Raw genomic sequence first — 26359 nt, forward strand, 5'->3', positions numbered from 1 at the left:
CAGCTTGTCCTGCACGCGGGTCTGGAAAACTGAGCGCGTGCTCACACTTGGCCGTATTGCTGCCCATGACGCAGCCAGCGATCCAGCAGCGGGCTGACGTGGTCGGGCCAGCGTTCCAGCAGGGCCTGGGCGGCGTCGCGTACGGCGGGGAGCAGATCGGCGTCGCGCATCAGGTCGGCTACCTTGAATTGAAGCAGACCGGTCTGGCGTGTGCCGAGCATTTCACCGGGGCCGCGCAATTCGAGGTCTTTTTCGGCGATGACGAAACCGTCGTTGGTTTCGCGCATGATCCCCAGCCGTTGGCGGCCGATCTGCGACAGCGGCGGGTGATAGAGCAAGACGCAATGGCTGGCGGCGCTGCCCCGGCCCACCCGGCCGCGCAGCTGGTGCAACTGCGCCAGGCCCAGGCGCTCGGGGTTTTCGATGATCATCAAGCTGGCATTGGGCACGTCGACGCCCACCTCGATCACGGTGGTGGCGACCAGCAATTGCAGGGCGCCGGCCTTGAATTCAGCCATCACCGCGGCTTTCTCGGCGGGCTTCATGCGGCCGTGGATCAACCCGACCTTCAACTCGCCGAGGGCGGCGGTGAGGTCCTCGAAGGTGGTTTCGGCCGCCTGGCAGGTCAGTTCTTCCGACTCTTCGATCAACGTGCACACCCAATAGGCCTGCCGCCCCTCGGCACAGGCGCTGCGCACGCGTTCGATCACTTCCACCCGTCGGGTATCGGTGACCAACACGGTATTGACCGGCGTGCGGCCGGGAGGCAGTTCGTCGAGGATCGAGGTGTCGAGGTCGGCGTAGGCGCTCATCGCCAGGGTCCGCGGGATCGGCGTGGCGGTCATGATCAATTGATGAGGGCACATCCGCCCACCGACGCCTTTCTGCCGCAGGGCCAGGCGCTGTTGCACGCCGAAGCGGTGCTGTTCGTCGATGATCACCAGGGCCAGGTTCTTGAACTGCACTTCGTCCTGGAACAGCGCATGGGTGCCGACCACCATCGGTGCGCCCTCGGCGATCTGCGCCAGGGCGGCGGTGCGGTTCTTGCCTTTGAGCTTGCCGGCCAGCCAGGCGACTTCGATGCCCAGCGGTTCGAGCCAGCGCTGGAAGGTGATGAAGTGTTGTTCGGCGAGGATCTCGGTGGGCGCCATCAGCGCCACCTGATAACCCGCCTCCAACGCCTGCAGCGCGGCGAGGGCGGCGACCACGGTCTTGCCGGCGCCGACATCGCCCTGGATCAGCCGCAGCATTGGCTCGGGCTGGCTCAGGTCGTAGGCGATTTCGTTGCCCACTCGTTGCTGGGCGCCGGTGGGGGTGAAGCCGAGGTTGGCCAGGTAACGGGCCGGCAGGTCCCTGGCCTTGGGCATGGCCGGGGCGCGCAGGGAACGCAGGCTCTCGCGCAGGCGTTGCTGGGACAGTTGATGGGTCAGTAGCTCTTCGAACGCCAGGCGGTGCTGGGCCCAGTGATGGCCGAGGGCAAGTTCGTCCACATCGGCATCGGCCGGCGGATGGTGCAGGTAGCGGATCGCGTCGGCCAGCGGCGCCAAGTGGTAATCCCGGGCCAGTTCCGTGGGCAGCCAGTCGGGCAGGCTGCTGGGGCCGAGCAAGGTCAGGGTTTGCTGGCAGAGTTGGCGCAGGCGTTGCTGGGTCAGGCCTTCGGTGAGCGGATAGACCGGGGTCAGGGTTTCATCCACGGGCGGCGGTTCGTCGCCGGTAATGCTGCGGTATTCCGGGTGGTAGATTTCCAGCCCCGACGCGCCGGGCCGCGCCTCACCGTAGCAGCGCACGCGGGTGCCACGCTTGAGGCCTTCCTTTTGCGCATTGCTGAAGTGATAGAAGCGCAGGCTGAGCCCGCCGGTGCCGTCCTGCAGGCGCACCACCAGGCTGCGGCGGCGGCCCATGACCACGTCGGCGCCGCTGACGGTGCCTTCGATCACCGCGTCCTGGCCGGGCCGCAAATGGCCGATCGGTACCACGCGGGTGCGGTCCTGGTAGCGCAACGGCAGGTGGAACAGCAGGTCCTGGAGGGTTTCCAGGCCGACCTTGGCCAATTTCTCGGCCATGGCTTCACCGACACCCTTGAGTGTCGTGACCGGCACCTTCGACAGCTCAGTCATGACAGCGGCTTACTTGCCAGCGGGCGGCTTGGCCACGGAGCACAGGCGGATCGAGTCGGCGAGGATTTCGATGGCCTTGGGCCGCGGGAAACTGGCGCGCCAGGCGATGGCGACGGTACGGAACGGCACGGGCGGCGTCAGCGGGCGGACTTCGATCACACCGGGGGAGTAATGGTGGCTGTCCACCGCCGACAGCGGCAGGATCGAGATGCCCAGGCCGGATGCGACCATGTGGCGAATGGTTTCCAGGGAGCTGGATTCCACCGTGGTGTGCTTGGCCCCTTCGCTGCCCTTGGTCAGGGTCGGGCAGGCTTCGAGCACCTGGTCGCGGAAGCAATGGCCTTCGCCGAGCAGCAGCAGGCTCTTGTCGTTGAGCAGGGCCGCGTCGATGGTTTTTTTCTGGGTCCAGGGGTGCTCTGCCGGCATCAGGACATAGAAGGGTTCGTCGTAGAGCGGCAGGGTCAGGACATCGGCTTCGTTGAACGGCAAGGCGATGATGATCGCGTCCAGCTCGCCGTTGCGCAGCTTGTCGCGCAGCACGTGGGTGAAGTTTTCTTCGATGTACAACGGCATCTGCGGGGCGACCCGGTGCAGTTGTGGAATCAGGTGCGGGAACAGGTATGGGCCGACGGTATAGATCGCGCCGACTTTCAGCGGGGCGGTCAGTTGGTTCTTGCCGGCCTGAGCCAGTTCGCGAATGCCTTGGGCCTGCTCCAGGACCTTTTGTGCCTGGGCGACGATGCCTTCACCCACCGGGGTCAGGCGCACGGCGCTTTTGCTGCGCTCGAAAATCAGCACACCGAGTTCGTCTTCAAGTTTTTTCACGCCCACCGACAGCGTCGGCTGGCTGACGTGGCAGCGCTCGGCCGCATGGCCGAAATGCTGTTCTTGGGCGAGGGTCACGATGTAGCGTAATTCTGTGAGGGTCATGGCGAGCGTCCGTGAAGTTGCGAGCCAAGCATACCGGCTGCAATCGATAGACGCACGTTATCAGACTGGGGGCGCGGTGTGACACTGTCGAATGTCTGTGTGGCGAGGGGATTTATCCCCGTTGGGCTGCGCAGCAGCCCCAAAAACACGACTGTCGTCGGGAAGTCAGGAAGATGAGGTCATCTATTTTTAGGGGCGCTGCGCGCCCCAGCGGGGATAAATCCCCTCGCCACAGATAAAGCCCCCACCCGGATAAACCCCCACAAAAATAAAAAGCCCCTGTACAGGGGCTTGCACATTTGCGATCAGCGTCGGCGCTTGTCGATGGAGTACACAAACGGTGCCGTCAGTTCGATGGTGCCGTTGGTCAGCAACTCCGCCGGTGGCTTGGGCAGCGGTTGGGCGCGGCGGATCATTTCCAGGGTGGCCCGGTCCAGCAATTCGGTGCCGGAACTGCCCACCAACTCGAATGACAGCACGTTGCCGTCGGCATCCACCACGAAACGCAAGCGGTTGGTGCCTTCCTTGTTCATTTGCTGGGCCCTGGGCGGGTACTTCTTGTACTTGCCCAAGTGCGCCAGCAATGTGCCCTGCCAATTGGCCTTGGCGGCCATTTGCGCCGGTGACGGGCCGGGCGCCGGTTGCGCGGACTTCTCGGTCGGTGCCTGGGTCGGCTGAGTGTCGCTCGGTTTCGGCTCCGACGGCTGTTCCTTCGGCGGCTCCGGCTTTTTCTCGACCACGGGCTTGGGTTTGGGCGGTTGAGGCTTGGGCTTGGGCTTGACCGGCTTGGGCACGGCGATTTCCGGCTTCGGCGCTTCGGCAAGCTTGGGCAGCGGCAGCTCTTCGACCGGCTCGGGCGGTTGCGGCGGCGTGACGACTTTTGGCGGTGCCGGCGGTGGCGGGGCTGGCACTGGCGCCAGTTCGACCATCATCGCCTGGGGAGGCAATTCGATGGGCGCGCGCGAGGTCCAGTTCAGCGCCAGGGCGATGGCGAGCGCATGCACGCCCAATACCACCACCAGGCTACCGCTGTAACGCGTCAGCTTTTGGCGCGTCGTGATCATTTCTTGGGCGCCGTCTCGAGTCCGACCAGGCCGACCTTCAGGTAGCCGGCGCTTCGCAGGGCGTCCATCACGCTCATCAGGTCGCCGTAGTCCACGCCTTTGTCGGCCTGGAAGAAGATCGTCGTGTCTTTCTTGCCCTGGGTCTTGGCGTCGAGGGTCGCGCCGAGGGTGTCGGCCTTGACCTCGTCTTCACCCAGGAACAGGCGCTGGTCGGCCTTGACGCTGAGGAACACCGGTTTTTCCGGCCGCGGTGAAGGCTTGGCCGTCGACGCCGGCAGGTCGACCTTGATGTCCACGGTGGCCAGCGGGGCGGCCACCATGAAGATGATCAACAGCACCAGCATCACGTCGATGAACGGCGTGACGTTGATTTCGTGGTTCTCGGCCAGATCGTCGTCTGCGCCTTCTTTCAAATGCAGGCCCATGGCCGATTACCCCACTTTCACCATGTGCGGTTGCGAGCTGCGCTCGGACGGCAGGTGGTCGAGGTCACGGCTGACCAGCAGCAGGACTTGCGCCGAAGCGTCGGAGACCTGGGCCTTGTAGCCGGCAATGGAGCGGGCGAAAACGTTGTAGATCACCACGGCTGGAATGGCCGCGACCAGGCCCAGTGCCGTTGCCAGCAGGGCTTCGGCGATGCCCGGAGCGACGACGGCGAGGTTGGTGGTCTGGGTCTTGGCGATGCCGATGAAGCTGTTCATGATGCCCCACACGGTGCCGAACAGGCCGACGAAGGGGGCGGTGGAACCGATGGTGGCGAGCACGCCGGTGCCGCTGCTCATGTTGCGACCGCAGGCGGCGACCAGGCGCTCCAGGCGGAAACTCACGCGCTCCTTGATGCCTTCTTTCTCGCGGCTGTTGGCCGACAGGCGCATCTCTTCGAGCGCGTCATGCACCAGCAGGTTGGCGAGGGTGCCTTCCTTCGCGGCGGTGGCGCTGGCTTCCTTGAGGGTGGCGGCTTTTTTCAGGGCGACGATTTCACCGCGCAAGCGACGCTTGGCACCCAATAGCTCGAAGCCTTTGGCAATCCAGATGGTCCAGGTGATGATCGAGGCGATGGCCAGGCCGATCATCACGATTTTCACGATGATGTCGGCGTTCTTGTACATGCCCCAAGGCGACAGGTCGTGGGCCATGCCCAGGGTATTGTCGGCTTCGAGCATTTCAGGTGCCTGGGCCTCGACGGCTTGGGCCGGATCGGTGGCGACCGGCGTCGCAACGGGAGCGGCCGGGTCAGCAGGCGCCTGGGCAGCTGCAGGTGCGGCGGCCGGTGTCGTGGCGGGCGCCTGCGCATCAGCGAGCGCGGCGGCAGGTGCCAGCAGCAGGCTGAACAGCAGGGCGGCTACCGTGCTCCAGGCACGAGGTCGGTTGGTTGGCGAAGCGGGGGATAGAGAGCGTTTCATGCTGGCCGGACCTGAGAAAAAAAAAGAAGGTTGATGTTCTTCCAGGCCTCGTGGGCCGAGAACAAAAGTGGCAGGCATTATTGCAAGTAATTCTTGTTAACAAAAGTAATACAGTTACTTTTTTTGTCCGATGGCTAGCCGCTCGTCCATCTCGGAGGCTAGTCTGCGGCTTTGCCAGAGGAGTTCTTGATGTCCGCGCCTTCTGTTTTGATCGCCGGCTGCGGTGATATCGGCGGCCGCCTGGCCCGCCAGTTATTGGCCGCACAGTGGCAGGTCCATGGCTTGCGGCGTACGGTTTCGAGCCTGCCGGCCGGCGTCATCGGGGTGGCGGGGGATTTGTTCAGCGAGCAATGCCCTGCCGATTGGCCCACCGGGTCGCTGGATTACCTGGTGTACAGCGCTGCGGCCACCGACCATGACGAAGCGGGCTATCGAACGGCTTATGTCGAAGGGTTGCAGCATGTGTTGGGCTGGTTGCAGCAGCACGGGCAACGGCCCAAGCGTCTGCTGTTCGTGTCCAGCAGCAGTGTGTATGGGCAGCAAGCAGGGGAATGGGTCGATGAAACCTCGCCCACCGTGGCCGGTGGTTACTCCGGCCGGCTGATGCTCGAAGCCGAACAAGTGGCCTTGGACAGTGGCATCCCCGCCAGCCGCGTGCGCCTGACCGGCATCTACGGCCCGGGTCGCGAATGGCTGCTGAGCCAGGTGCGCCAGGGCTACAGCGTGGTGGAGGATCCGCCTCTGTATGCCAACCGCATCCACGCCGACGACGCGGCTGGCTTGCTGGCGTTTCTGTTGGAGGCTGATCGCCAGGGCAAGGCGCTGGACGATTGTTACATCGGCGTCGACGATGCTCCCGCGCCTCTGGCAGAGGTGGTGGCCTGGCTGCGCGACTACATGGGCGTCACCCAATGGGCCGAAGACGCCAGGGTGCGTCGCGCCGGCAGTAAGCGTTGCAGCAATGCGCGGGCGAAAGCCTTGGGCTGGGTGCCACGGTATCCGAGTTTTCGTGAGGGTTACGCGGCGATTCTGGAAGGGCGTTGCTGATTTCCCAGGCACCCCAAACCAGCTGTGGGAGCGAGCTTGCTCGCGATGAGGCCATAACATTTAGCATCAATGGTGACTGTTGTACCGTTATCGCGAGCAAGCTCGCTCCCACATTGCCGTAGTGGCAGCATTTGTGCGCAATACCGGAGCCTGTGGTCGGGGCTTGCCCGCGATGGCGGTGGAAATACAGCCTGATTCGCCACCTTCGTGAGCACGCTCGCCCATGAGATCCGTGCAACCGCTGGGCGCATGAGCCGCAGCGCACGGGCAAGCTTGTGTTCTTCACCGCAAGGCTATACTGAGTGCTCGGGTATTATGTGTCAGCCAGTTGTTGGTGAACGCTCTCGGTCCTTCGCCATTGCTGTATCCATTGCGGTTACCCTCCAGTAAGCAATGGAGAACGGTAATGAAAAAGAGTACCCATGTCCCCAAACTCGTCCCTATTACAGAAGCTTCATACGGCCCATACGCTATATTCTCGGCTGCAAATCCCAATAGTTGTCTCTATTTTCTCAACGATTCCTCTCCCGCAATTAAAATTACTCGTTCGGCTCCCGGGTCGACACCAGGATATTGGACATTCCATAATTCGGATGGCCGGGTCACTATTCGATCCTATTTTGTTGAACATCTGTGTTGGACTCGGGAGGGAAATAAGATCTTCGCTAGGCGTTACAGTGGAAATGCTGATCAAGAATGGGAGCTTTATTTAGCAGGAGTCGATCTTTGTTGCATAAGAAGTGCATCAGCTCCTACGGATTCCGATTTTCTATATGTCGGCCGGGATTTCAGTGAAGGCGAAGCAGTCATCTTAGCGAGCTTAACAAATGAGGAAGAATTAAAATTTAGGCTTGTAGCGAGGCCTTAACGGCAGGAGTTGAGCCCGCTCTGCTCCGCAAGGAAAGTAATTGACTTTTCCTAAACGGTAGTGGGGCTTGTCCGCCTCCAAAAAACAGATCAGATGTGTGAATGCTGAGTTTGCTCCCGGTGATAGCGTGGCGCCCGCCGCTGAAGCGGGCGGGCTAGTACAGATAGAGCGGCTTACTGCTTTTCAAGCACCCATTGCCGAGGCCCCGGCGTGAACGACGGCATTTCATCCGCCAGCGCCGCATTCACGGTCTGGAAGATTTCCAGCTTCTTGCCGTCACGGGCAAAGATCCAGGTGTTACCCTGGCCGTTCTGTTGCAGCCAGATGTTGTCGTTGCCGCCGCTCATCGAGGCGCAGTCGCCTGCCAGGCACAGGGCGTAACGGTCGGCGCCCGGCAGACCGCTGACCTGGCCGTCGGGCTGGAATTGCACGGTGGTGCCCTGGCCGGGGCCGCTGGCGATGTTCCAGGTGCCGCCCAGGTAGGCAGCATACAGCGCGCGTTCGAAACTGGCGCCGATGGGAGCGCCTTCCGGTACTTGGACTTGCGCGCGGTCGAACACCTGCTGCGGCTCGTTCTCGGTGGCGGCCTGGCTCAATTGTTTGCCGTCGCGCTTGAGTTCGCTGGCGGAGCTGCCGTAGAAATCGACTTTCCACGTGCCATCTTCTTCGCCCAGCAGCTTGCCTTCGACGTTTTCAAAACCATTGGTGTAGCGCGCCTGGCCGGCCCGGGTATTGATGTCCCATTCCAGGTTCGGGCCATAGCCTTGCAGCGCTTCGCGCAGCGGGCCGCCCTTGGCGGCAGCGTCGATGGCCGCCTGGTTGATCCAGGTGCCGCTGATGTCACGGTCGGCAGGGTCGCTGGCGCAACCGCCCAGAAAAAGGGCAAACAGCGAGAAAGCAAGCGCTTTGCGCATGGTGGAATCCTTTCAAGACGAAAACGGCGCAGCGGGGGAGGCTGCGCCGACCTTATTACTCGATGACCAGGATGGCATCCATCTCAACCTGCGCGCCCTTTGGCAGGGCCGCCACGCCAATGGCGGCGCGGGCAGGGTAAGGCTGGTCGAAGTACTTGCCCATGATTTCGTTGACCTTGGCGAAGTGGCTCAGGTCGGTGAGGAAAATGTTCAGCTTGACGATGTCCTTGAAGGAACCACCGGCGGCCTCGGCCACGGCCTTGAGGTTTTCGAACACCTGCACGGTCTGGGCTTCGAAGCCTTCCACCAGCTCCATGGTCTTCGGGTCCAGCGGGATCTGGCCCGACATGTACACGGTGTTGCCGGCCTTGATCGCCTGGGAGTAGGTGCCGATGGCGGCTGGGGCCTTGTCGCTGGTGATAACGGTCTTGGTCATTGAGGACTCCTTGTAAGAAATAGGGCTATTGAGGCGCTATGCGCGCATGCGGGTGATGCGGATAACGCCGGTCAGGGCGCGCAGCTTCTTGATCACGCGGGCCAGGTGCACACGGTCGTGCACGCTGACCACCAATTGGACGACGCTGATGCGGCCATCGCGCTCGTCCATGCTGATTTTTTCGATATTGCCGTCGGCGGCGTTGACGCTGCTGGCCAGCAGCGCGATCAGGCCGCGCTGGTGCTCCAGCTCGACCCGCAGCTCGACGTTGAATTCGCCGGTGACATCCTTGGCCCAGGAGAGCTGGATGCATTTTTCCGGGTTATGGCGGATTTCGCTGATGTTGCGGCAGTTGTCCAGGTGCACCACCATCCCCTTGCCGGCGGACAGGTGGCCGACAATCGGGTCGCCCGGGATCGGCGTGCAGCACTTGGCATAGCTGAGCACCAGGCCTTCGGTGCCGCGAATCGCCAGCGGACCTTCGGGGCTTGGCAGTTGTTCGCCTTCGCCGAGCAGGCGGCGGGCGACGACATAGGCCATGCGATTGCCCAGGCCGATGTCTTCGAGCAGGTCTTCGATCAATTCGAGGCGGTATTCGTGGAGCATCATCTGCACACGCTCGCCCGGGATCTTGTCCAGGGAGCTGTCGAAACCGTTCAGGACCTTGTTCAGCAGGCGTTCGCCGAGGCTGATGGATTCGGAGCGGCGTTGCAGTTTCAGTGCATGCCGGATGTGCGTACGGGCCTTGCCGGTGACCACGAAATTGAGCCATGCCGGGTTGGGCCGTGCGCCAGGGGCACTGACGATTTCCACCGTGGAGCCGCTTTGCAGAGGCTCGGACAGCGGTGCCAGGCGCCGGTTGATGCGACAGGCGATGCAACTGTTGCCGACGTCGGTGTGCACCGCGTAGGCAAAGTCCACGGCCGTGGAGCCTTTGGGCAGCTCCATGATCCGGCCTTTGGGGGTGAAGACATAGACCTCGTCCGGGAACAGGTCGATCTTCACGCTCTCGATGAATTCCAGGGAATTGCCAGCGCGCTGCTGCATTTCCAGCACACCCTTGACCCACTGCCGGGCGCGGGCATGGGTGCTCTTGGGTTGTTCGTCACCGCTGGATTTGTAGAGCCAATGGGCGGCGATGCCGTTGTTGGCCATCTCTTCCATTTCGCGGGTGCGGATCTGGATTTCGATCGGGACGCCGTGCATGCCGAACAACGTGGTGTGCAGCGACTGGTAGCCGTTGGCCTTGGGGATCGCAATGTAATCCTTGAAGCGCCCCGGCAACGGTTTGTACAAATTATGTACAGCGCCCAGCACGCGATAGCAGGTGTCGACCTTGTCGACGATGATCCGGAACGCGTAGACGTCCATGATCTCGTTGAAGGCCCGCCGCTTGCCGCGCATTTTCTTGTAGATGCCGTAGAGGTGTTTCTGGCGCCCGCTGACTTCGCCTTCGATGCCGTCGATGGCCAGGCAGTGGCTCAGGGACTCTTCGATCTTGTTGACGATTTCCTTGCGGTTGCCCCGGGCGCGCTTGACGGCCTGGTTGATCCGCGCCGAACGCATCGGGTGCATGGCCTTGAAGCCGAGGTCTTCGAACTCGATGCGGATCGCGTGCATGCCCAGGCGATTGGCGATGGGGGCATAGATTTCCAGGGTTTCCTTGGCGATGCGCCGGCGTTTTTCGCCGGACAGCACTTCCAGGGTGCGCATGTTGTGCAGGCGGTCGGCGAGCTTGACCAGGATCACGCGGATATCGCGGGCCATGGCCATGGCCATTTTCTGGAAGTTCTCGGCCTGGGCCTCGGCCTTGGTCTCGAAGTTCATCTGGGTCAGCTTGCTGACCCCGTCGACCAGTTCGGCCACGGTTTCGCCGAACTGCGCTTGCAGCGCTTCCTTGGCAATGCCGGTGTCTTCGATCACGTCATGCAGCATCGCCGCCATCAGGCTCTGATGGTCCATGTGCATGTCGGCAAGAATGTTCGCCACGGCAAGCGGGTGCGTGACGTACGCCTCGCCGCTGCGGCGGCGTTGGCCGTCGTGGGCTTGTTCGGCGTAGAAATAGGCTCGGCGGACCAGGTTGACCTGGTCCGTGCCGAGGTAGGTCGATAAGCGATCGGCGAGGGCGTCTATGCTCGGCATGATGATGACTCCTGCCGTTCGCTGTGACCCCGCGCCGTGCTACGTCGACCAGGCATAGGCTTAGACCGCCTCGTTGGACTCGTCCTCGAACGCTGCGAACAGCGGTTCGTCTTCGACGATTTCAGCGTTGGCGATGAACTCGTAGCTCATCAGGCCTTCGGCGATTTCACGCAGCGCTACCACGGTAGGCTTGTCGTTTTCCCACTGGACCAATGGCTCTTTGCCGCCGGTGGCCAGTTGACGGGCACGCTTGGTAGAGAGCATGACCAGCTCAAAGCGGTTTTCCACGTGTTCTAGGCAGTCTTCAACGGTTACGCGGGCCATGGTATTCCTCGGAGCGAATGCAATATGCGCGCTGCCCGGTTGGGCGAGCGGACTCGACAGTTTAAAAAAACACCAGCGTTTAGGGAAGCGCTGATTTTTTAACCAAACCCCTCGGCGCGCTGCGAGTACCAATGTAAAGCCGTCGCAGCGGTTTTGGGAAGGGCTGTTCAGCCCAGCAGTTCGGCCAATAATTTACCGAAACGTTGCTGCTGGCGTTTCTGCTGCAGCTGGCTGGCGCGGAAAATCGCCTTCAGATCGTCCAGCGCGTGGGCGAAATCGTCGTTGATGATCAGGTAATCGTAGTCGACGTAGTGGCTCATTTCGCTGACCGCTTCACGCATCCGGCCTTCGATGATTTCGTCGCTGTCCTGGCCACGGTTGGTCAGGCGCTGGCGCAACGCCTGCTGGCTCGGCGGCAGGATGAAGATCGAACGGGCCTGGGGCATCAGCTTGCGTACCTGCTCGGCGCCTTGCCAGTCGATTTCCAGGATCAGGTCATGGCCTTCGTCGAGGGTCTGCTGCAGATAGCTTTGCGAGGTGCCGTAGAGGTTGCCGAAGACTTCGGCGCGCTCCAGGAAGTCGCCGTGTTCGGCCATCCTCACGAATTCTTCGCGGTCGACGAAGTGATAGTTCACGCCGTTCACTTCGCCCGGGCGCATGGCACGGGTAGTGTGCGAGACCGAGACGCGGATCTGCGGCTGGGCGTCGATCAGGGCCTTGACCAGGCTGGTCTTGCCGGCGCCCGAGGGCGCGGAAATGATGTAGAGAGTGCCGGTGCTGTGGGTCATGTCGGGTTAGCCTTACTCAATGTTCTGCACTTGTTCGCGCATTTGTTCGATCAACACCTTGAGGTTGACCGCCGCCTGGGTGCTGCGCGGGTCGAAGGCTTTGGAGCCCAGTGTATTGGCTTCGCGGTTGAGCTCCTGCATCAGGAAGTCCAGGCGGCGACCGGCCGCACCGCCGGACTTGAGCACCCGGCGAACTTCGATGATGTGGGTGCTCAGGCGATCCAGTTCTTCGGCCACGTCGCTCTTTTGCGCGAGCATGACCATTTCCTGTTCCAGTCGTTGCGGGTCCAGCTCGGCCTTCATGTCGGCGAAGCGGTCGAGGACTTTCTGGCGCTGGGTGGCGAGCATCTGCGGGACCAGCTCGCGCAGGGTGCCGACGTCTTCTTCAATGGAGGCCAGGCGCTCGTTGATCAGCCGGGCCAGCTCCGCGCCTTCTCGCTCGCGACCGGCCTTGAGTTCTTGCAAGCCTTGGTTGAACAGCGCCAGCGCCTCGGCGTTCAGCGCTTGCGGGTCGCTCGCGTCACCCACCAGCACGCCGGGCCAGGCCAGGACTTCCAGCGGGTTCAGGGCGGCGGGGTTCTTGATCAGGCTGGCGACGGTTTCGGCGGCGGCGACCAATTGCGCGGCGCGCTCGCGGTCCACCTGCAGGGTCTTGCCGGTGTTTTCTTCGGTGAAACGCAGGGTGCATTCCAGCTTGCCCCGGGACAGGCCCTGGCGCAGCGCTTCGCGCACACCGCCTTCCAGGTCGCGGAAGGACTCGGGCAAGCGCAGGTGCGGCTCCAGGTAACGGCTGTTGACCGAGCGCAGTTCCCAGCTCAGCGTGCCTTGGGCCCCGGCTTTTTCGACGCGGGCAAAGGCGGTCATGCTGTGCACCATGGGGGTTCCTCGCAATGCAGGCCACCCGACGGTGGTCGTGGGCCTGGGATCTGTAGATAAAAGCCCGAGGGCAGCAAAGGCGCAGGATTGTAGCGCAGTGGGGCGCAAGCGCCCAAACAGCTCCGGTAACAAAGCGCCGCAGCCCGTCGGCCGGGGCTTCGAGGGCGCTCACCCGCGCCGGCTTTTAGCGCTGTGCGACGTTTTAACTGCCCTCTGACGGTTCACGGCTCTATAATGCCAGGCAGTTTTCCGTCCTCTGTACAGGTGTTCCCTATGAAACGTCCAAGTGGTCGCGCTGCCGATCAGCTTCGCTCGATCCGCATTACCCGCAACTACACCAAACACGCCGAGGGATCTGTACTGGTCGAGTTCGGTGATACCAAGGTCATCTGCACCGTCAGCGTCGAAAACGGTGTGCCACGGTTCCTCAAGGGCCAGGGCCAGGGCTGGCTGACCGCCGAATACGGCATGCTGCCGCGCGCCACCGGTGAGCGGAACCAGCGTGAGGCCAGCCGTGGCAAGCAGGGCGGTCGTACCCTGGAAATCCAACGGCTGATCGGCCGTTCGCTGCGCGCTGCGCTGGACATGTCCAAGCTGGGCGACGTGACGCTGTATGTCGATTGCGACGTGATCCAGGCCGATGGCGGCACCCGTACGGCCTCCATCACCGGGGCCATGGTTGCGCTGGTCGATGCCTTGAAAGTGATCAAGAAGCGCGGCGGCCTCAAGGGCGGCGACCCGCTCAAGCAAATGATCGCCGCTGTGTCCGTGGGCATGTACCAAGGCGAGCCGGTGCTGGACCTGGATTACCTCGAAGATTCCGCCGCCGAGACCGACCTGAACGTGGTCATGACCAGCGCCGGCGGTTTCATCGAAGTCCAGGGTACCGCCGAAGGCGCGCCGTTCCAGCCGGAAGATTTGAACGCTATGCTGGCGTTGGCGAAGAAAGGCATGAACGAGATCTTCGAATTGCAAAAGGCCGCGTTGGCCGACTGATCGATTCCCGCTTCAAGACAACAAGGAGAGCGTCATGAGTGATGAGCAAATCCTGCTGCCCCAGCCGAGCAAAGAGGCGCGTCAATGGGCAATGTTTTGTCACCTGTCCGCTTTGCTGGGGATCTGGATTCCGTTTGGCACGCTGATCGGGCCGTTGGTACTGTGGCAGCTCAAGCGTGAATCCGACCCGTTCATCGATGCCCAGGGCAAGGAAGCGCTGAATTTCCAGATCACCGTGGCGATTGCTTCGGCCATCTGTCTGCTGCTGATGATCGTGGTGATTGGCTTCTTCCTGTTCGGCCTGGTGGCCATCGGTGCGCTGGTGCTGACCATCATTGCTGGCGTAAAGGCCAATGAAGGGCAGCCGTATCGGTATCCGTTCACCTGGCGGTTGGTCAAATAACGATCAATGCTGTGATTCAAAAAAATGCCCCGATCTATCGGGGCATTCTTTTTTAAATAAAGATGTTTCTCTCCCTGTAGGGCATCCAATTGCCTGGCGCGTTATCGTGCGCATACATGTAGCGCTCTTAAATTTTTAGTCACAACTCATGAAGTTTCAAGGTGGTCTATGTCCTTGGCAATAACACGCGTCGATTGATAGAGTTGCCCCACGTTATATTCCTTTAGAAATATTTCGATATATTCAGACCATTGAAGGTCCTTGAATTCAAAGCCGATCAGTGTTGAGGCAATCAACCTGTTCAAGCGGCGAGCCCAGGTAAAAAGTTCGCCCTGAATAGATATATTCAAAGAATAAACACTTATGTTTCAGCTCGACTTCTACGGAACCCTTGTCGCCGCCTCTTTAGTGCTTTTGCTGGGGCGCGGTCTTGTTACACGTGTCGGTTTTCTACGCGCCTACAATATTCCCGAACCCGTGGCGGGAGGGTTGGTAGTTGCCCTGATTCTCCTGGCTTTACGGGGGCTTGAAGTTGAAGTCCGTTTCGATACTTCATTGCAAACACCCTTGATGCTGGCGTTTTTTGCCACGATTGGCCTGAGTGCGGATTTCGCCAGCTTGAAGAAAGGCGGGCGCGTGGTGGGGATTTTCCTGTTGGCGGTCACCGGCCTGCTGGTGGTCCAGAATGCCATGGGCATCGGACTCGCAAAGGCACTGGGGCTCGATCCGTTGATGGGATTGCTGACCGGTTCGATTACCTTGGCGGGCGGTCACGGCACCGGCGCGGCGTGGGGAACGGTGTTCAGCGAGAAGTTCGGTCTGGCTTCCGCCTCCGAGCTTGCGATGGCTTCTGCGACGTTTGGTTTGGTGTTGGGGGGCTTGATCGGTGGGCCGGTTGCGCGCCTGCTCATCAAACGTGTGCAATCGCCCGGCAGCCTCGAGCCAGAAAAGCCCCGCGTACCCAAGGGCTTCGAACAGCCAAACAAGGAACGCTCGATTACGCCATTTTCGTTTATCGAAACGCTCGCCCTGATCGCGGTCAGCCTGTTGGCCGGCACGCTTCTGAATGGACAGCTCCACGACACCGCATTCGAGTTGCCGACGTTCGTTTGTGTCCTTTTCGTGGGCGTGATCCTGCGCAACGGGCTTTCGGCACTCGGCCTGTATCAAGTATTCGAGCGAGAAGTGTCCGTGCTCGGCAACGTCAGCTTGTCACTGTTCCTGGCGATCGCCTTGATGTCACTCAAGTTGTGGGACCTGGCGTCACTGGCCTTGCCGATCTTCATCATTCTGGCGGCCCAGACATTGGTCATGGCCCTGTTTGCGATTTTCGTGACGTTCAGGCTCATGGGCAGTCACTACGATGCCGCGGTATTGGCGGCGGGGCATTGCGGTTTTGGACTGGGCGCCACGCCAACGGCCATCGCCAACATGCAAGCCGTGACGCAGCGTTACGGACCTTCGCAGATAGCGTTTCTGGTGGTGCCAATGGTGGGGGCGTTCTTCATCGACATCATTAACGTCATCGTCATCAAGCTGTACCTGGCCCTACCGTTTTTTGCCGTGGCTTGACGATCGAGGCGCTAGCGCGCCCCATGAAAAATGCCCGTATCTTGCGATACGGGCATTTTTTTGGGTCGGCCGACCTGAAGGCTGTCGCCGATACGCTTAGATGGTCAGCGTCCAGTCGTAATCCACGATCAGCGGCGCATGCTGCGAGAACCGTGGCTGGCGCGGCAGGCGGGCGCTGCGTACGAAGCGGCGCAGCCCGGGCGTCAGCAACTGGTAGTCGAAACGCCAACCGAGGTTGAGCATTTCGGCCTGCTCGTTGTCCGGCCACCAGCTGTACTGGTCGCCTTCGCGGCTGACTTCGCGCAGGGCATCGACATAGCCCATGTTGCCAATGATCTCGTCCATCCAGGCCCGTTCCGGCGCCAGGAAACCCGGGGATTGTTGGCTGTCGCGCCAGTTCTTGATATCCAGCTTCTGTTGCGCCACGTACAGCGAGCCACAATAGATGTACTCGCGACGTTTGCGCCGCTGTTTATCCAGGTAACGGGCGAAGTCGTCCATCAACTTGAATTTCTGATTCAAATCTTCATCGCCGTTCTGCCCCGAAGGGAGCAGTAAGGTCGCGATGCTGACCTTGTCGAAATCGGCTTGCAGGTAGCGCCCGTAGCGGTCCGCCGTCTCGAAACCGAGACCGTTGATGACAGCCTTCGGTTGCAGCCGCGAGTACAAAGCCACGCCACCCTGGGCGGGGACTTCGGCATCGCAGGCATAAAGGAAGTAACCATCCAGTTGGAAGGCTGCATCGTCCAGTTCAAAGGCGGAGGCGCGGGTGTCCTGCAGGCAGATGACGTCGGCATTCTGTGCTTGCAGCCAACTGAGCAAACCTCGCTCCACTGCAGCCTGAATACCATTGACGTTCACACTGATGATCCGCATAAATGGCCCCAAAAATCACGTGCGTGTATGATACACGCCGTGTACCTATTTAGCTAAATCCGCGGTATTTGAGGCTTTTTTCATGCAGGCGTATCAGCGCGATTTCATTCGCTTTGCCATCGATCGCGGGGTTTTGCGCTTCGGTGAATTCACCCTCAAGTCCGGGCGCACCAGCCCGTACTTCTTCAATGCGGGCCTGTTCAACAGCGGAACCGCCCTGGCGCAGTTGGGCCGTTTCTATGCGGCGGCCATCGTCGAGAGCGGCATCCCGTTCGATGTATTGTTCGGCCCGGCCTACAAAGGCATCCCGCTGGCCGCCACCACCGCCGTCGCCCTGGCCGAACACCACGGCCGCGACCTGCCCTGGTGTTTCAACCGCAAGGAAGCCAAGGCCCACGGCGAAGGCGGCAGCCTGGTCGGCGCGCCGCTGACCGGCGATGTGTTGATCATCGACGACGTGATCACCGCTGGCACCGCCATTCGCGAAGTGATGCAGATCATCGCTTCTCAGGAAGGCGCCAAGGCGGCCGGTGTACTGATCGCCCTGAACCGTCAGGAGCGTGGTAACGGTGAGTTGTCGGCGATCCAGGAAGTGGAGCGCGATTTCGGCATTCCGGTGATCAGCATCGTGTCGCTGAACCAGGTGCTGGAGTTTTTGGCCGACGACCCGCAGCTCAAGCAACATTTGCCGGCGGTTGAGGCTTATCGGGCGCAGTTTGGCGTTTGATTGGCTTGCGTTAAACCCCTGTGGGAGCGGGCTTGCTCGCGAATGCGGCGGCACATCCGACATTGTGTTTGTCTGACCCACCGCTTTCGCGAGCAAGCCCGCTCCCACATAAGTCTGCCCCTTCACTGGTAATCAGTGCCAAAAAAAGACCCCGCTCAACCAGGTTGAGCGGGGTCTTTTTTACCGGTATCGCTTAAGGACGCTTGCGATTGCTGATCAACGTACCCACACCCGTATCGGTGAAGATCTCCAGCAGAATCGCATTCGGCACCCGGCCGTCGATGATCAGCGAGCTGCCGACGCCGCCCTGCACCGCTTCCAGCGCGCAACGAATCTTCGGCAGCATGCCGCCGTAGATGGTGCCATCGGCGATCAGGTCATCGACCTGCTGGGTCGACAACCCGGTCAGGACCTTGCCGGTCTTGTCCATCAGGCCGGCGATGTTGGTCAGCAGCATCAGCTTTTCAGCCTTCAGTGCCTCGGCAACCTTGCCCGCCACCAGGTCGGCGTTGATGTTGTACGACTCGCCGTTGGCGCCCACGCCGATGGGCGCGATCACCGGGATGAAGTCGCCCTTGACCAGCAGGTTCAGCAGGTCGGTGTTGATGCCGACCACTTCGCCCACATGACCGATGTCGATGATTTCCGGCTGGGTCATCTCCGGCGTCTGGCGGGTGACGGTGAGTTTCTTCGCCCGGATCAGCTCGGCGTCCTTGCCTGTCAGGCCAATGGCGCTGCCGCCATGGCGGTTGATCAGGTTGACGATGTCCTTGTTGACCTGGCCGCCGAGGACCATTTCCACCACATCCATGGTCTGTGCATCTGTCACGCGCATGCCGTCGATGAAGTGGCTCTCGATCGACAGGCGCTTGAGCAGGTCGCCGATTTGCGGGCCGCCGCCGTGGACCACCACCGGGTTGATGCCCACGGCCTTCATCAGCACGATGTCGCGGGCGAAGCCGGTTTTCAGCTCCTCGCTTTCCATCGCGTTGCCGCCGTATTTGATCACCAGGGTCTTGCCGACGTAGCGTCGGATATAAGGCAACGCTTCGGACAGGACCTTGGCGGTGTTGGCGGCGGCTTCGCGTTCGAGGGTCATTCAGGGCTCCGGTAGTGCTTCAAAAAATCAAAACGGTAGTTGGAGATCAGGTGCAACACGTTTGAGTTGGGTGTGGAACACGTCCTTGATGCGCTGCAGTTCGGCCTCGTTGTCGGCCTCGAAACGCAGCACCAGCACCGGGGTGGTGTTGGACGCGCGAACCAGGCCCCAGCCTTGTGGGTAGTCGACCCGTACACCGTCGATGGTGGTCAGTTCGGCGCCTTCGCCCCACTGGGCGTCGTGCAGTGCATCAATGATGCTGAATTTGCTCTCTTCGGTCACATGGATATTGATTTCCGGCGTAGAAATATCGTTCGGGAAGGTCGCGAACAGTGCTTCGGCCGTGGATTTTTCCTTGCTGAGGATCTCCAGCAGGCGCGCGGCGCTGTAGATACCGTCGTCGAAGCCGAACCAGCGCTCCTTGAAGAAGATGTGGCCGCTCATTTCACCGGCCAGCAGGGCGCCGCTCTGTTTCATTTTCTTCTTGATCAACGAATGACCGGTTTTCCACATCAGCGGGCGACCGCCATATTCCTTGATCAGCGGGACCAGGCGACGGGTGCACTTAACGTCGAAGATGATTTCGGCGTTCGGATTGCGCGCCACCACGTCGCGAGCGAACAGCATCAACAGGCGGTCGGGGAACACCACGCTGCCGGTATTGGTCACCACGCCGACGCGATCGCCGTCGCCGTCGAAGGCCAGGCCCAGGTCGGCGTTGGTTTCCTTGACCTTGGTGATCAGGTCTTGCAGGTTTTCCAGTTTGCCCGGGTCCGGGTGGTGGTTAGGGAAGTTGCCGTCCACGTCGCAGAACAGCGGGATGACTTCGCAGTTCAGGGCTTCGATCAGTTGCGGAGCGATCACGCCGGCCGCACCGTTGCCGCAGTCGACCACCACTTTCAGGCGTCGGGCGAGCTTCACGTCCTTGACGATCTCGTCGTTGTAGCGCTCGAGGATGTTGACCTTGGTCACACTGCCCTGGCCGCTGCTCAGGTCGTTGGTCTTGAGGCGGGTGTGCAGGGCCTGGATCTGCTCGTTGGCGAGGGTGTCGCCGGCGATGACGATCTTGAAGCCGTTGTAGTTCGACGGGTTGTGGCTGCCGGTGAGCATGACCCCGGACTTGCCGGCCAGCACGTTGGCGGCGTAGTACAGCGCTGGCGTCGGCACCAGGCCCACGTCACTGACGTGGCAGCCGCTGTCGGCAACGCCCTTGATCAATTGTTCGACCAGCTCGGGGCCCGACAAGCGGCCGTCGCGGCCGACGCACACGTTCGGTTCACCCTGGGCCAGGCTCTGGGAGCCAATGGCGCGACCGATCCAGTAGGCGGTTTCGGCGGTGAGGGTTTCCGGTACCACACCACGGATGTCGTAGGCGCGGAAGATGCTATCAGGGAAGATCGGGGCGATTGCGGCTGGGGTGTTCATGGGCGGGGCGCTCTATCAGGAAAGTGACTGGACAGGCCGACACTGGGCGTCGGCAGGCTCAAGCTGAAGGGTATGACGGCGTTTTTGACAGAGAGTTCGTGGTGGGAAATTGCCATGAGACAGCGTTACCCCGGTCTTCCTCGCCTAATACATTGATTCCGGATGGGAAACCTAGCAGAAAGCCATTGCGCATTTTTTGTCCTGAAACGGAAGCTTCACAAACGGGCCGGGCAGGACGCCCAGCCCGGCCCGCGCGGTCAATGGCTGCCGGAATGCCCGAAACCACCGGCGCCGCGTTGGCTCTCGTCGAATTCCTCGACCAGTTCGAAGTGGGCCTGGACCACCGGCACCAGCACCAACTGCGCGATGCGCTCGCCCACGGCGATGTTGAAGGCCGTTTGGCCGCGATTCCAGCACGAGACCATCAATTCGCCCTGGTAGTCGGAATCGATCAGGCCCACCAGGTTGCCCAGCACGATGCCGTGCTTATGGCCCAGGCCCGAGCGCGGCAGGATCAGCGCGGCCAGGCCCGGGTCGCCGATGTACACCGACAGGCCGGTAGGGATCAGCAGGGTCTGGCCTGGTTCCAGGATCGTGTCCTGCTTGAGCATCGCCCGCAGGTCGAGGCCGGCGGAGCCCGGTGTGGCGTATTGCGGCAGCGGGAATTCGCTACCGATGCGTGGGTCGAGGATCTTGGCTTGTAGGGCGTGCATGACATTAAACCTGGTTCAGACGTTCGGCGATAAAAGTGATCAGCTGGCGGGCAATCTTGCTCTTGCTGGTCTGGGCGAAAAGTGTGGCGTGCAACTGGCGGTCGATCACGCTGCAGGCGTTTTCTTCGCTGTTGAAGCCGATGCTCGGATTGGCGACGTCGTTGGCGACGATCAAGTCGAGGTTCTTGTCCTTGAGCTTGCGGGCGGCGTAATCGAGCAGGTGTTCGGTCTCGGCGGCGAAGCCGACACTGAACGGACGGTCGGGGCGGGTGGCGATGCTGGCCAGGATGTCCGGGTTGCGCACCATTTGCAGTAGCAGGCCGTCGCCGCTTGCAGGGTCTTTCTTCAATTTTTGAGGGGCAACGACTTCGGGGCGGTAGTCCGCTACCGCAGCCGAGGCGATGAACAGGTCGCAGGGGATGGCCGCTTCACAGGCCGCGAGCATGTCCCGGGCACTGACCACGTCGATGCGCGTGACCCGGTCCGGGGTTGGCAAGTGCACGGGACCGGTGATCAGCGTGACCCGGGCGCCGGCTTCCACGGCGGCTTCGGCCAGGGCGAAGCCCATTTTCCCGGAGCTGTGGTTGGTGATGTAGCGCACCGGGTCGATGTTTTCCTGGGTCGGCCCGGCGGTGATCAGCACGTGCTTGCCGGTCAGGGCCTGACGCTGGAAGCAGTCTGCGGCGCACTGGGCCAGGTCCGTGGCCTCGAGCATGCGGCCCATGCCGACATCGCCGCAGGCCTGGCTGCCGGAGGCCGGGCCAAAGACTTTCAGGGCGCGGCTTTCCAGCAATTGCAGGTTGGCCTGGGTGGCCGGGTCGCGCCACATGGCCTGGTTCATGGCGGGTGCGACGGCGACCACGGCGTCGGTGGCGAGCACCAGGGTGGTCAACAGGTCGTCGGCAATGCCTTGGGCCAGGCGGGCGATCAGGTCAGCCGTGGCCGGGGCGATCAGCACCAGGTCGGCCCACTTGGCCAGTTCGATATGGCCCATGGCGGCTTCGGCCGCCGGGTCGAGCAAGTCCAGGTGGACCGGGTGTCCGGACAGGGCTTGCATGGTCAGCGGGGTAATGAACTCGCTGCCGCCACGGGTCATGACGACCCGTACTTCCGCGCCCTGGTCGATGAGTCGGCGAACCAGCTCGGCGCTCTTGTAGGCGGCAATGCCGCCGCCGACGCCCAGAACGATGCGTTTCCGATACAGCCGCTGCATAGGCCTGCCTTTCGATTTCAGTGGTCAGTGCAAGGCGAACCCCTTGGCAGCAGCTGCCAGGGTGCAAATCGCCTGCAAAAAAGATGGGCTACGATATCACAGCGACCGCTACGGAACAGCGGCGCCCACAATCAGGGAGATGCCATGAGTATTCGCGATTGGCCTGCGGCCGAGCGGCCGCGGGAGAGGTTATTGGCGCTGGGGGCGGGGAGTCTTTCGGACGCCGAGCTGCTGGCGATTTTTTTACGAACCGGCGTGTCCGGCAAAAGCGCGGTGGATCTGGCGCGACAACTGTTGATTCAATTTGGCAGCCTGCGCGCGCTGCTTGAAGCGGATCAGATCACATTCAGTAATCACATGGGGCTCGGGCCGGCGAAGTTTGCCCAACTGCAGGCGGCTCAGGAAATGAGTCGGCGGCATTTGGCTGAACGGGCGCGGGAAAAGACCATGCTGGAAAGCCCGTTCGCGGTTCGTGAATACCTCAAGTCCATGCTGCGTCACGAACCCCACGAGGTGTTCGGTTGCCTGTTTCTCAACGCCAAGCACCAGGTGCTGACCTTCGAGGCGCTGTTCCGCGGTTCTATCGACAGCGCCAGTGTCCATCCCCGGCAGGTGGTCAAGCGCGCGCTGGCCCACAACGCCGCTGCGTTGATCCTGTGCCACAACCACCCCTCCGGCAACACCGAGCCCAGCCAGGCCGACCGGGTGCTCACCGAGCGGCTCCAGGAGGCCCTGGAGCTGATCGACGTGCGGGTGCTCGATCACTTCATTGTTGGCGACGGGGAGCCGCTGTCGATGGCGGAGTATGGGTGGATGTAGGCACGGTCTGACGATACGGGGCCCTTTGTGGGAGCGAGCTTGCTCGCGATAGCGGTCGGTCAGTCGACATCGATGCTATCTGATGCGCCGCCATCGCGAGCAAGCTCGCTCCCACAGGGTTTGCTGTGGGCCGGGTTACTTGAGGCTCACCTTGGAGTAGTCCTGCCGCCCAAACGGGCTCACCGCGTAACCCTGCACATCCTTGCGGGTCAGTGCGAAGGCGGTGGGGTGCGCCAGGGGCAGCCACAGGGCCTGCTGCTGGATCTGGGTCTGGGCCTGCTCGTAGAGCTTGGCGCGCACACCTTGTTCGCCGGTGGTCTTGCCGGCGCTGATCAGTTTGTCCAGGTCCGGGTTGCAGTAGCGGGCGAAGTTGGTGCCGGACTTGAGCGCCGCGCAGGAAAACTGCGGTGTGAGGAAGTTGTCCGGGTCGCCGTTGTCGCCGGCCCAGCCCATGAACAGCAGGTCATGTTCGCCGGCCTTGGCGCGGCGGATCAGTTCGCCCCATTCGATCACGCGGATTTCCGCCTGGATGCCGATCTGCGCCAGGTCGGATTGCAGCAGCTGTGCGCCAACGCTGGGGTTGGGGTTGAGCAGGCTGCCGGAAGGGCGGGTCCAGATGGTGGTCTGGAAGCCTTCCTTCAAGCCGGCCTTGGCCAGCAGGTCACGGGCCTTCGCCGGGTCATGGGCGTAGCCGGGCAGGTTTTTGGCGTAGCTCCAGGTGTTGGGCGGGTAGGGGCCGTTGGCGGCTTCGGCGGTGCCTTCGAAGACGGTCTTGAGGTAGCTGGCCTTGTCGAAGGCCAGGTTGATGGCTTGTCGCACCTCAGGCTTGTCCAGTGGCGGATGCTGGCTGTTGATCGCCACGAACGCGGTCATGAAGGCGTCGGTCTGGGCCACGCTCAGGGTCGGTTCCTGCCGGGCGGCCTGCACGTCCAGCGGCTTGGGCGACAAGGCGATCTGGCATTCGTTGCGGCGCAGTTTCTGCAGGCGCACATTGGCATCCGGCGTGATGGCGAAGACCAGCGGGTCCACTTTGGGCTTGCCGCCGAAATAGGCGTCGTTGGCCTTGTAGCGGATCGAGGCGTCCTTCTGGAACCGGCTGAAGATGAACGGGCCGGTGCCGATCGGCTGGTTGTTGAGTTTTTCCGGCGTGCCGGCCTGCATCAGTTGATCGGCGTATTCGGCCGAATAGATGGAGGCAAAGCCCATGCTCAACGTTGCCAGGAAGGTCGAATCGGCGTGATCGAGGGTGAACCGCACGGTCAGCGGGTCCAGGGCGTCGATTTTCTTGATCAGCGCCGGCAATTGCATGGACTGGGCGTGGGGGAAGCCGCTTTGCGCAACCTTGTGCCACGGGTTCGCCGGGTCGAGCATGCGCTCGAAGCTGAACTTCACGTCCTCGGCGGTCAGGTCGCGGCGCGGCGTGAAGTACTCGGTGTGATGGAACTTGACCTGTGGCCGCAGCTTGAACACGTAGGTCAGGCCATCGGTAGAGACTTCCCAGCGCTCGGCCAGGCTGGGGACCACTTTGCCGCTGGCGGTATCGAAATCCACCAGGCGGTTCATCAGCACGTCGGCGGAGGCGTTGGTGGTGGTCAGGGAGTTGTACTGGACGACATCGAACCCTTCCGGGCTGGCTTCGGTGCAGACGCTCAGGGCGGCGGCCCAGGCCTGCGGGGTGATCAGCAGAGGGGCGAGCAACAACGGTAGGGCAGCGAGGCGCATGGTCGGTTTCCTGTGCAAGTCGAAGGCCCATCTGCGAGTGCAGTCTGGAAAAGGCCTACCCTAGTGGGCTCGCTGCCAAATGACTATCCCCTTTTTGCATTTTCCGGCACGCTGCGGCGACGGTATGGGTGGCCGGAACCTGGCGCACGTGAAAAAAACCTGCGTGCAGCGACGAGCGGTCAGGGGCCGTGCCAGCCTCTGCCCCAGCCGTCCGGGGCGGTGAGTCGATGTTTCTCCAGGAAGACAAATCACATCGACTGTTGTTGCACTGTGGTCTTTCTGGTATAAAGCAGCGCTCTTTTCTAGGGGCCCGGTTCCTTCACTGTAGGTGTAGCCGGTAAGACCCTTAAAGAAACGCGGCGCCTGGCGCCAAATGACTGAGAGATTAAGCGGCCAACCCATGCCGGGTTGGGCATGTGGTTTTAGAGGGCTGAGGCATGTCGAGAGTCTGTCAAGTTACCGGTAAGGGTCCGGTGACTGGGAATAACATTTCCCACGCAAACAACAAAACCCGTCGTCGTTTCCTGCCGAACCTGCAGCATCACCGCTTCTGGGTTGAAGAAGAGAAACGTTTTGTGCGTCTGCGCGTATCTGCCAAGGGCATGCGCATCATCGACAAGCGTGGCATCAGTGTCGTGCTGGCCGAACTTCGTCGCGATGGCAAGGTTTAAGGGAGCTAATCATGCGTGAATTGATTCGTTTGATCTCGAGCGCCGGTACTGGTCACTTCTACACTACCGACAAGAACAAGCGTACTACCCCGGACAAAATCGAGATCAAGAAATATGATCCGGTTGTTCGCAAGCACGTGATCTACAAGGAAGGCAAAATCAAGTAATTGATTTTTCCCTCTTACGAAAAAGGCCCGTATCGCGAGATACGGGCCTTTTTTGTTGTTCAGGTTTCGTGGTCAGCAACGAGAGGGATCAACCGCAGTGGATGCTGACAATGATCCTGTTGGCATCGGTGTGCAGGTTGATGCGTCGCGGACGCAGGTCCCAGCTTGAAGGATACTTCGGCCCCGTGGCGCGTACGGGAGCCCCGTTAGCCAGGGCGCGAACCTCTTCAAGCAGCTCGGGGGTGCATTTTTGGCCGATGGTGTATTGGGCGATGGCCAGGTCGCATTGATCGGGTAAGACGGGCATGTTTGCCTCCTTGCAAATGATAGGTCGGGGCGCTCACTCGTCGGGCTGACCGCACGTCCTGTGCGTAGCCGTCGCGACGATAAAATGTGTGACGCCCGCCAGCAGTCTCATCTGTTTCGCGGGTGATTGACCAGCGCTAGAGTGTCAGCTGCTTTTTCAGTCGGGCTCAGGCCTTCTGCTCGAACACCACGTAGATCTTGCGGCACGGCTCCAGCACTTCCCAGGTGCCCTTGAACCCGGCCGGGATCACGAAGCGGTCGCCGGCCCTCAGGGTCTTGGCGTTGCCATCGTTGTCCCGCAGCACGGAAACGCCTTGGACGATCTCGCAGTATTCATGTTCGGTGTAATTGACCGTCCATTGGCCGACGGCGCCTTCCCATACGCCAGCGTTCATTTGTCCACAGGGGCTGCTGTAGTGGTTGAACACGGTTTGCTCTGGATCGCCCTTGAACACCTTGGCCGGGTCCGGGCGATAACGTTCGGCGGTGGTATTGGCCTGACTGAAGTCGACGATGTCCTGAATGCTCATGCGGTTGATCCCCAATGATCGCTTGGAAGGCTTTGAGTCTATGTTTATTAAAACGAACATCGCAAGGTCGATTGCCGTCGTTGTGTCAAATATATTGAAACATGACCAGCCGCTGGTTTAGGGTGGCGGGTGCCCTATGCCGAAAATAGCGCCGAAAACAGGCTGGCCGGGCAGAATTCTTTTGAGCGCTGCGCATTGCGCGGCGTTCGTA

At 61.5% G+C, this 26359-nt stretch carries 26 protein-coding genes and 1 pseudogene; 8 read left to right on the forward strand and 19 right to left on the reverse strand.

All coding sequences use genetic code 11. The features are described 5' to 3' along the window. Positions 1–41: 41 nt before the first annotated feature. The 5 genes from recG to exbB form a co-directional block, all read right to left on the reverse strand. Positions 42–2117, reverse strand: a complete 2076-nt coding sequence (gene recG, locus BLO80_RS07510; protein ID WP_072406097.1) for an ATP-dependent DNA helicase RecG — start codon at positions 2115–2117, stop codon at positions 42–44. 9 nt (positions 2118–2126) lie between these two features. Further along, positions 2127–3047 carry a hydrogen peroxide-inducible genes activator gene (locus tag BLO80_RS07515; protein ID WP_053126577.1) on the reverse strand — a complete coding sequence of 307 codons (921 nt, stop codon included), beginning with the start codon at positions 3045–3047 and terminating at the stop codon, positions 2127–2129. A 305-nt stretch (positions 3048–3352) separates the two neighbouring features. Continuing rightward, a complete protein-coding gene (locus BLO80_RS07520) occupies positions 3353–4111 on the reverse strand; it encodes an energy transducer TonB (protein ID WP_092332868.1) in 759 nt (252 codons plus the stop codon). Continuing rightward, on the reverse strand, positions 4108–4536 hold the full coding sequence (gene exbD, locus BLO80_RS07525) for a TonB system transport protein ExbD (RefSeq protein WP_060740040.1): 429 nt from the start codon (positions 4534–4536) through the stop codon (positions 4108–4110). The genes BLO80_RS07520 and exbD overlap by 4 nt, the downstream gene beginning before the upstream one ends. 6 nt (positions 4537–4542) lie before the next feature. Continuing rightward, the gene (gene exbB, locus BLO80_RS07530; RefSeq protein ID WP_092332866.1) at positions 4543–5514 is read right to left on the reverse strand and encodes a tonB-system energizer ExbB; all 972 of its coding nucleotides are present in this window, start codon (positions 5512–5514) and stop codon (positions 4543–4545) included. Between the two features lie 189 nt (positions 5515–5703). Here exbB and BLO80_RS07535 point away from each other — a divergent pair, with 189 nt between their 5' ends. Further along, positions 5704–6561 carry an SDR family oxidoreductase gene (locus tag BLO80_RS07535; protein ID WP_092332864.1) on the forward strand — a complete coding sequence of 286 codons (858 nt, stop codon included), beginning with the start codon at positions 5704–5706 and terminating at the stop codon, positions 6559–6561. A 1041-nt stretch (positions 6562–7602) separates the two neighbouring features. Here BLO80_RS07535 and BLO80_RS07540 read toward each other — a convergent pair. The 6 genes from BLO80_RS07540 to BLO80_RS07565 form a co-directional block, all read right to left on the reverse strand. After that, a complete protein-coding gene (locus BLO80_RS07540; RefSeq protein ID WP_092332862.1) occupies positions 7603–8343 on the reverse strand; it encodes a hypothetical protein in 741 nt (246 codons plus the stop codon). A gap of 55 nt (positions 8344–8398) precedes the next feature. After that, positions 8399–8779, reverse strand: a complete 381-nt coding sequence (locus tag BLO80_RS07545; RefSeq protein ID WP_014340863.1) for a RidA family protein — start codon at positions 8777–8779, stop codon at positions 8399–8401. Between the two features lie 36 nt (positions 8780–8815). Beyond that, on the reverse strand, positions 8816–10921 hold the full coding sequence (gene spoT, locus BLO80_RS07550) for a bifunctional GTP diphosphokinase/guanosine-3',5'-bis pyrophosphate 3'-pyrophosphohydrolase (RefSeq protein ID WP_092332860.1): 2106 nt from the start codon (positions 10919–10921) through the stop codon (positions 8816–8818). Between the two features lie 60 nt (positions 10922–10981). Further along, on the reverse strand, positions 10982–11245 hold the full coding sequence (rpoZ, locus tag BLO80_RS07555; protein ID WP_003177259.1) for a DNA-directed RNA polymerase subunit omega: 264 nt from the start codon (positions 11243–11245) through the stop codon (positions 10982–10984). Between the two features lie 167 nt (positions 11246–11412). Continuing rightward, entirely contained in the window at positions 11413–12033 is a 621-nt protein-coding gene (gmk, locus tag BLO80_RS07560) for a guanylate kinase (RefSeq protein WP_092332858.1), read from the reverse strand. A 12-nt stretch (positions 12034–12045) separates the two neighbouring features. Then, positions 12046–12909, reverse strand: coding sequence for a YicC/YloC family endoribonuclease (locus tag BLO80_RS07565; RefSeq protein ID WP_092332856.1), 864 nt, complete (start codon positions 12907–12909; stop codon positions 12046–12048). A gap of 273 nt (positions 12910–13182) precedes the next feature. Between BLO80_RS07565 and rph the strand changes: the two genes are divergently transcribed. The 3 genes from rph to gltS all read left to right on the forward strand — a co-directional run bounded on the left by rph (position 13183) and on the right by gltS (position 15880). Continuing rightward, positions 13183–13905 (forward strand): ribonuclease PH, encoded by a 723-nt coding sequence (gene rph / locus BLO80_RS07570; RefSeq protein WP_092332854.1) that lies wholly within the window; start codon positions 13183–13185, stop codon positions 13903–13905. Positions 13906–13939: 34 nt separating this feature from the next. Then, positions 13940–14308, forward strand: a complete 369-nt coding sequence (locus BLO80_RS07575; protein WP_092332852.1) for a DUF4870 domain-containing protein — start codon at positions 13940–13942, stop codon at positions 14306–14308. 363 nt (positions 14309–14671) lie between these two features. Then, positions 14672–15880: a sodium/glutamate symporter gene (gene gltS, locus BLO80_RS07580; RefSeq protein WP_092332850.1), complete on the forward strand. Its 1209-nt coding sequence runs from the start codon at positions 14672–14674 to the stop codon at positions 15878–15880. A 96-nt stretch (positions 15881–15976) separates the two neighbouring features. Here gltS and BLO80_RS07585 read toward each other — a convergent pair whose 3' ends face one another. Then, entirely contained in the window at positions 15977–16756 is a 780-nt protein-coding gene (locus BLO80_RS07585; protein ID WP_013694557.1) for an exodeoxyribonuclease III, read from the reverse strand. An 82-nt stretch (positions 16757–16838) separates the two neighbouring features. Between BLO80_RS07585 and pyrE the strand changes: the two genes are divergently transcribed. Next, complete coding sequence (gene pyrE / locus BLO80_RS07590; RefSeq protein WP_060740059.1) at positions 16839–17483, forward strand: orotate phosphoribosyltransferase; 645 nt, start codon at positions 16839–16841, stop codon at positions 17481–17483. Between the two features lie 193 nt (positions 17484–17676). Here the strand turns inward: pyrE and argB are convergent, their stop codons facing one another. The 4 genes and pseudogenes from argB to coaBC form a co-directional block, all read right to left on the reverse strand. Then, on the reverse strand, positions 17677–18582 hold the full coding sequence (argB, locus tag BLO80_RS07595; protein WP_025216133.1) for an acetylglutamate kinase: 906 nt from the start codon (positions 18580–18582) through the stop codon (positions 17677–17679). Positions 18583–18609: 27 nt separating this feature from the next. Beyond that, positions 18610–20013: pseudogene (locus BLO80_RS07600) on the reverse strand (phosphomannomutase/phosphoglucomutase); the annotation flags it as partial. A 251-nt stretch (positions 20014–20264) separates the two neighbouring features. Continuing rightward, positions 20265–20720: a dUTP diphosphatase gene (dut, locus tag BLO80_RS07605; protein ID WP_053126549.1), complete on the reverse strand. Its 456-nt coding sequence runs from the start codon at positions 20718–20720 to the stop codon at positions 20265–20267. A 4-nt stretch (positions 20721–20724) separates the two neighbouring features. Further along, positions 20725–21933: a bifunctional phosphopantothenoylcysteine decarboxylase/phosphopantothenate--cysteine ligase CoaBC gene (coaBC, locus tag BLO80_RS07610; protein WP_046064467.1), complete on the reverse strand. Its 1209-nt coding sequence runs from the start codon at positions 21931–21933 to the stop codon at positions 20725–20727. 144 nt (positions 21934–22077) lie between these two features. Between coaBC and radC the strand changes: the two genes are divergently transcribed. Further along, a complete protein-coding gene (gene radC / locus BLO80_RS07615) occupies positions 22078–22752 on the forward strand; it encodes a RadC family protein (RefSeq protein ID WP_092332846.1) in 675 nt (224 codons plus the stop codon). 135 nt (positions 22753–22887) lie between these two features. Here radC and BLO80_RS07620 read toward each other — a convergent pair whose 3' ends face one another. Continuing rightward, on the reverse strand, positions 22888–24474 hold the full coding sequence (locus BLO80_RS07620; RefSeq protein ID WP_092332844.1) for an ABC transporter substrate-binding protein: 1587 nt from the start codon (positions 24472–24474) through the stop codon (positions 22888–22890). Positions 24475–24911: 437 nt separating this feature from the next. Here BLO80_RS07620 and rpmB point away from each other — a divergent pair, with 437 nt between their 5' ends. Both rpmB and rpmG read left to right on the forward strand, forming a co-directional pair. Continuing rightward, positions 24912–25145, forward strand: a complete 234-nt coding sequence (gene rpmB, locus BLO80_RS07625) for a 50S ribosomal protein L28 (protein ID WP_003177273.1) — start codon at positions 24912–24914, stop codon at positions 25143–25145. An 11-nt stretch (positions 25146–25156) separates the two neighbouring features. Then, positions 25157–25312 (forward strand): 50S ribosomal protein L33, encoded by a 156-nt coding sequence (gene rpmG / locus BLO80_RS07630; RefSeq protein WP_003177274.1) that lies wholly within the window; start codon positions 25157–25159, stop codon positions 25310–25312. An 88-nt stretch (positions 25313–25400) separates the two neighbouring features. Here the strand turns inward: rpmG and BLO80_RS07635 are convergent, their stop codons facing one another. After that, entirely contained in the window at positions 25401–25619 is a 219-nt protein-coding gene (locus BLO80_RS07635) for a peptidase inhibitor (protein ID WP_092332842.1), read from the reverse strand. A 166-nt stretch (positions 25620–25785) separates the two neighbouring features. Further along, complete coding sequence (locus tag BLO80_RS07640) at positions 25786–26148, reverse strand: cupin domain-containing protein (protein ID WP_046064464.1); 363 nt, start codon at positions 26146–26148, stop codon at positions 25786–25788. Positions 26149–26359: the final 211 nt, after the last annotated feature.

This window comes from Pseudomonas sp. NFACC56-3 (assembly GCF_900100025.1).
GTDB classification, from domain to species: Bacteria; Pseudomonadota; Gammaproteobacteria; order Pseudomonadales; family Pseudomonadaceae; genus Aquipseudomonas; species Aquipseudomonas fluorescens_AA.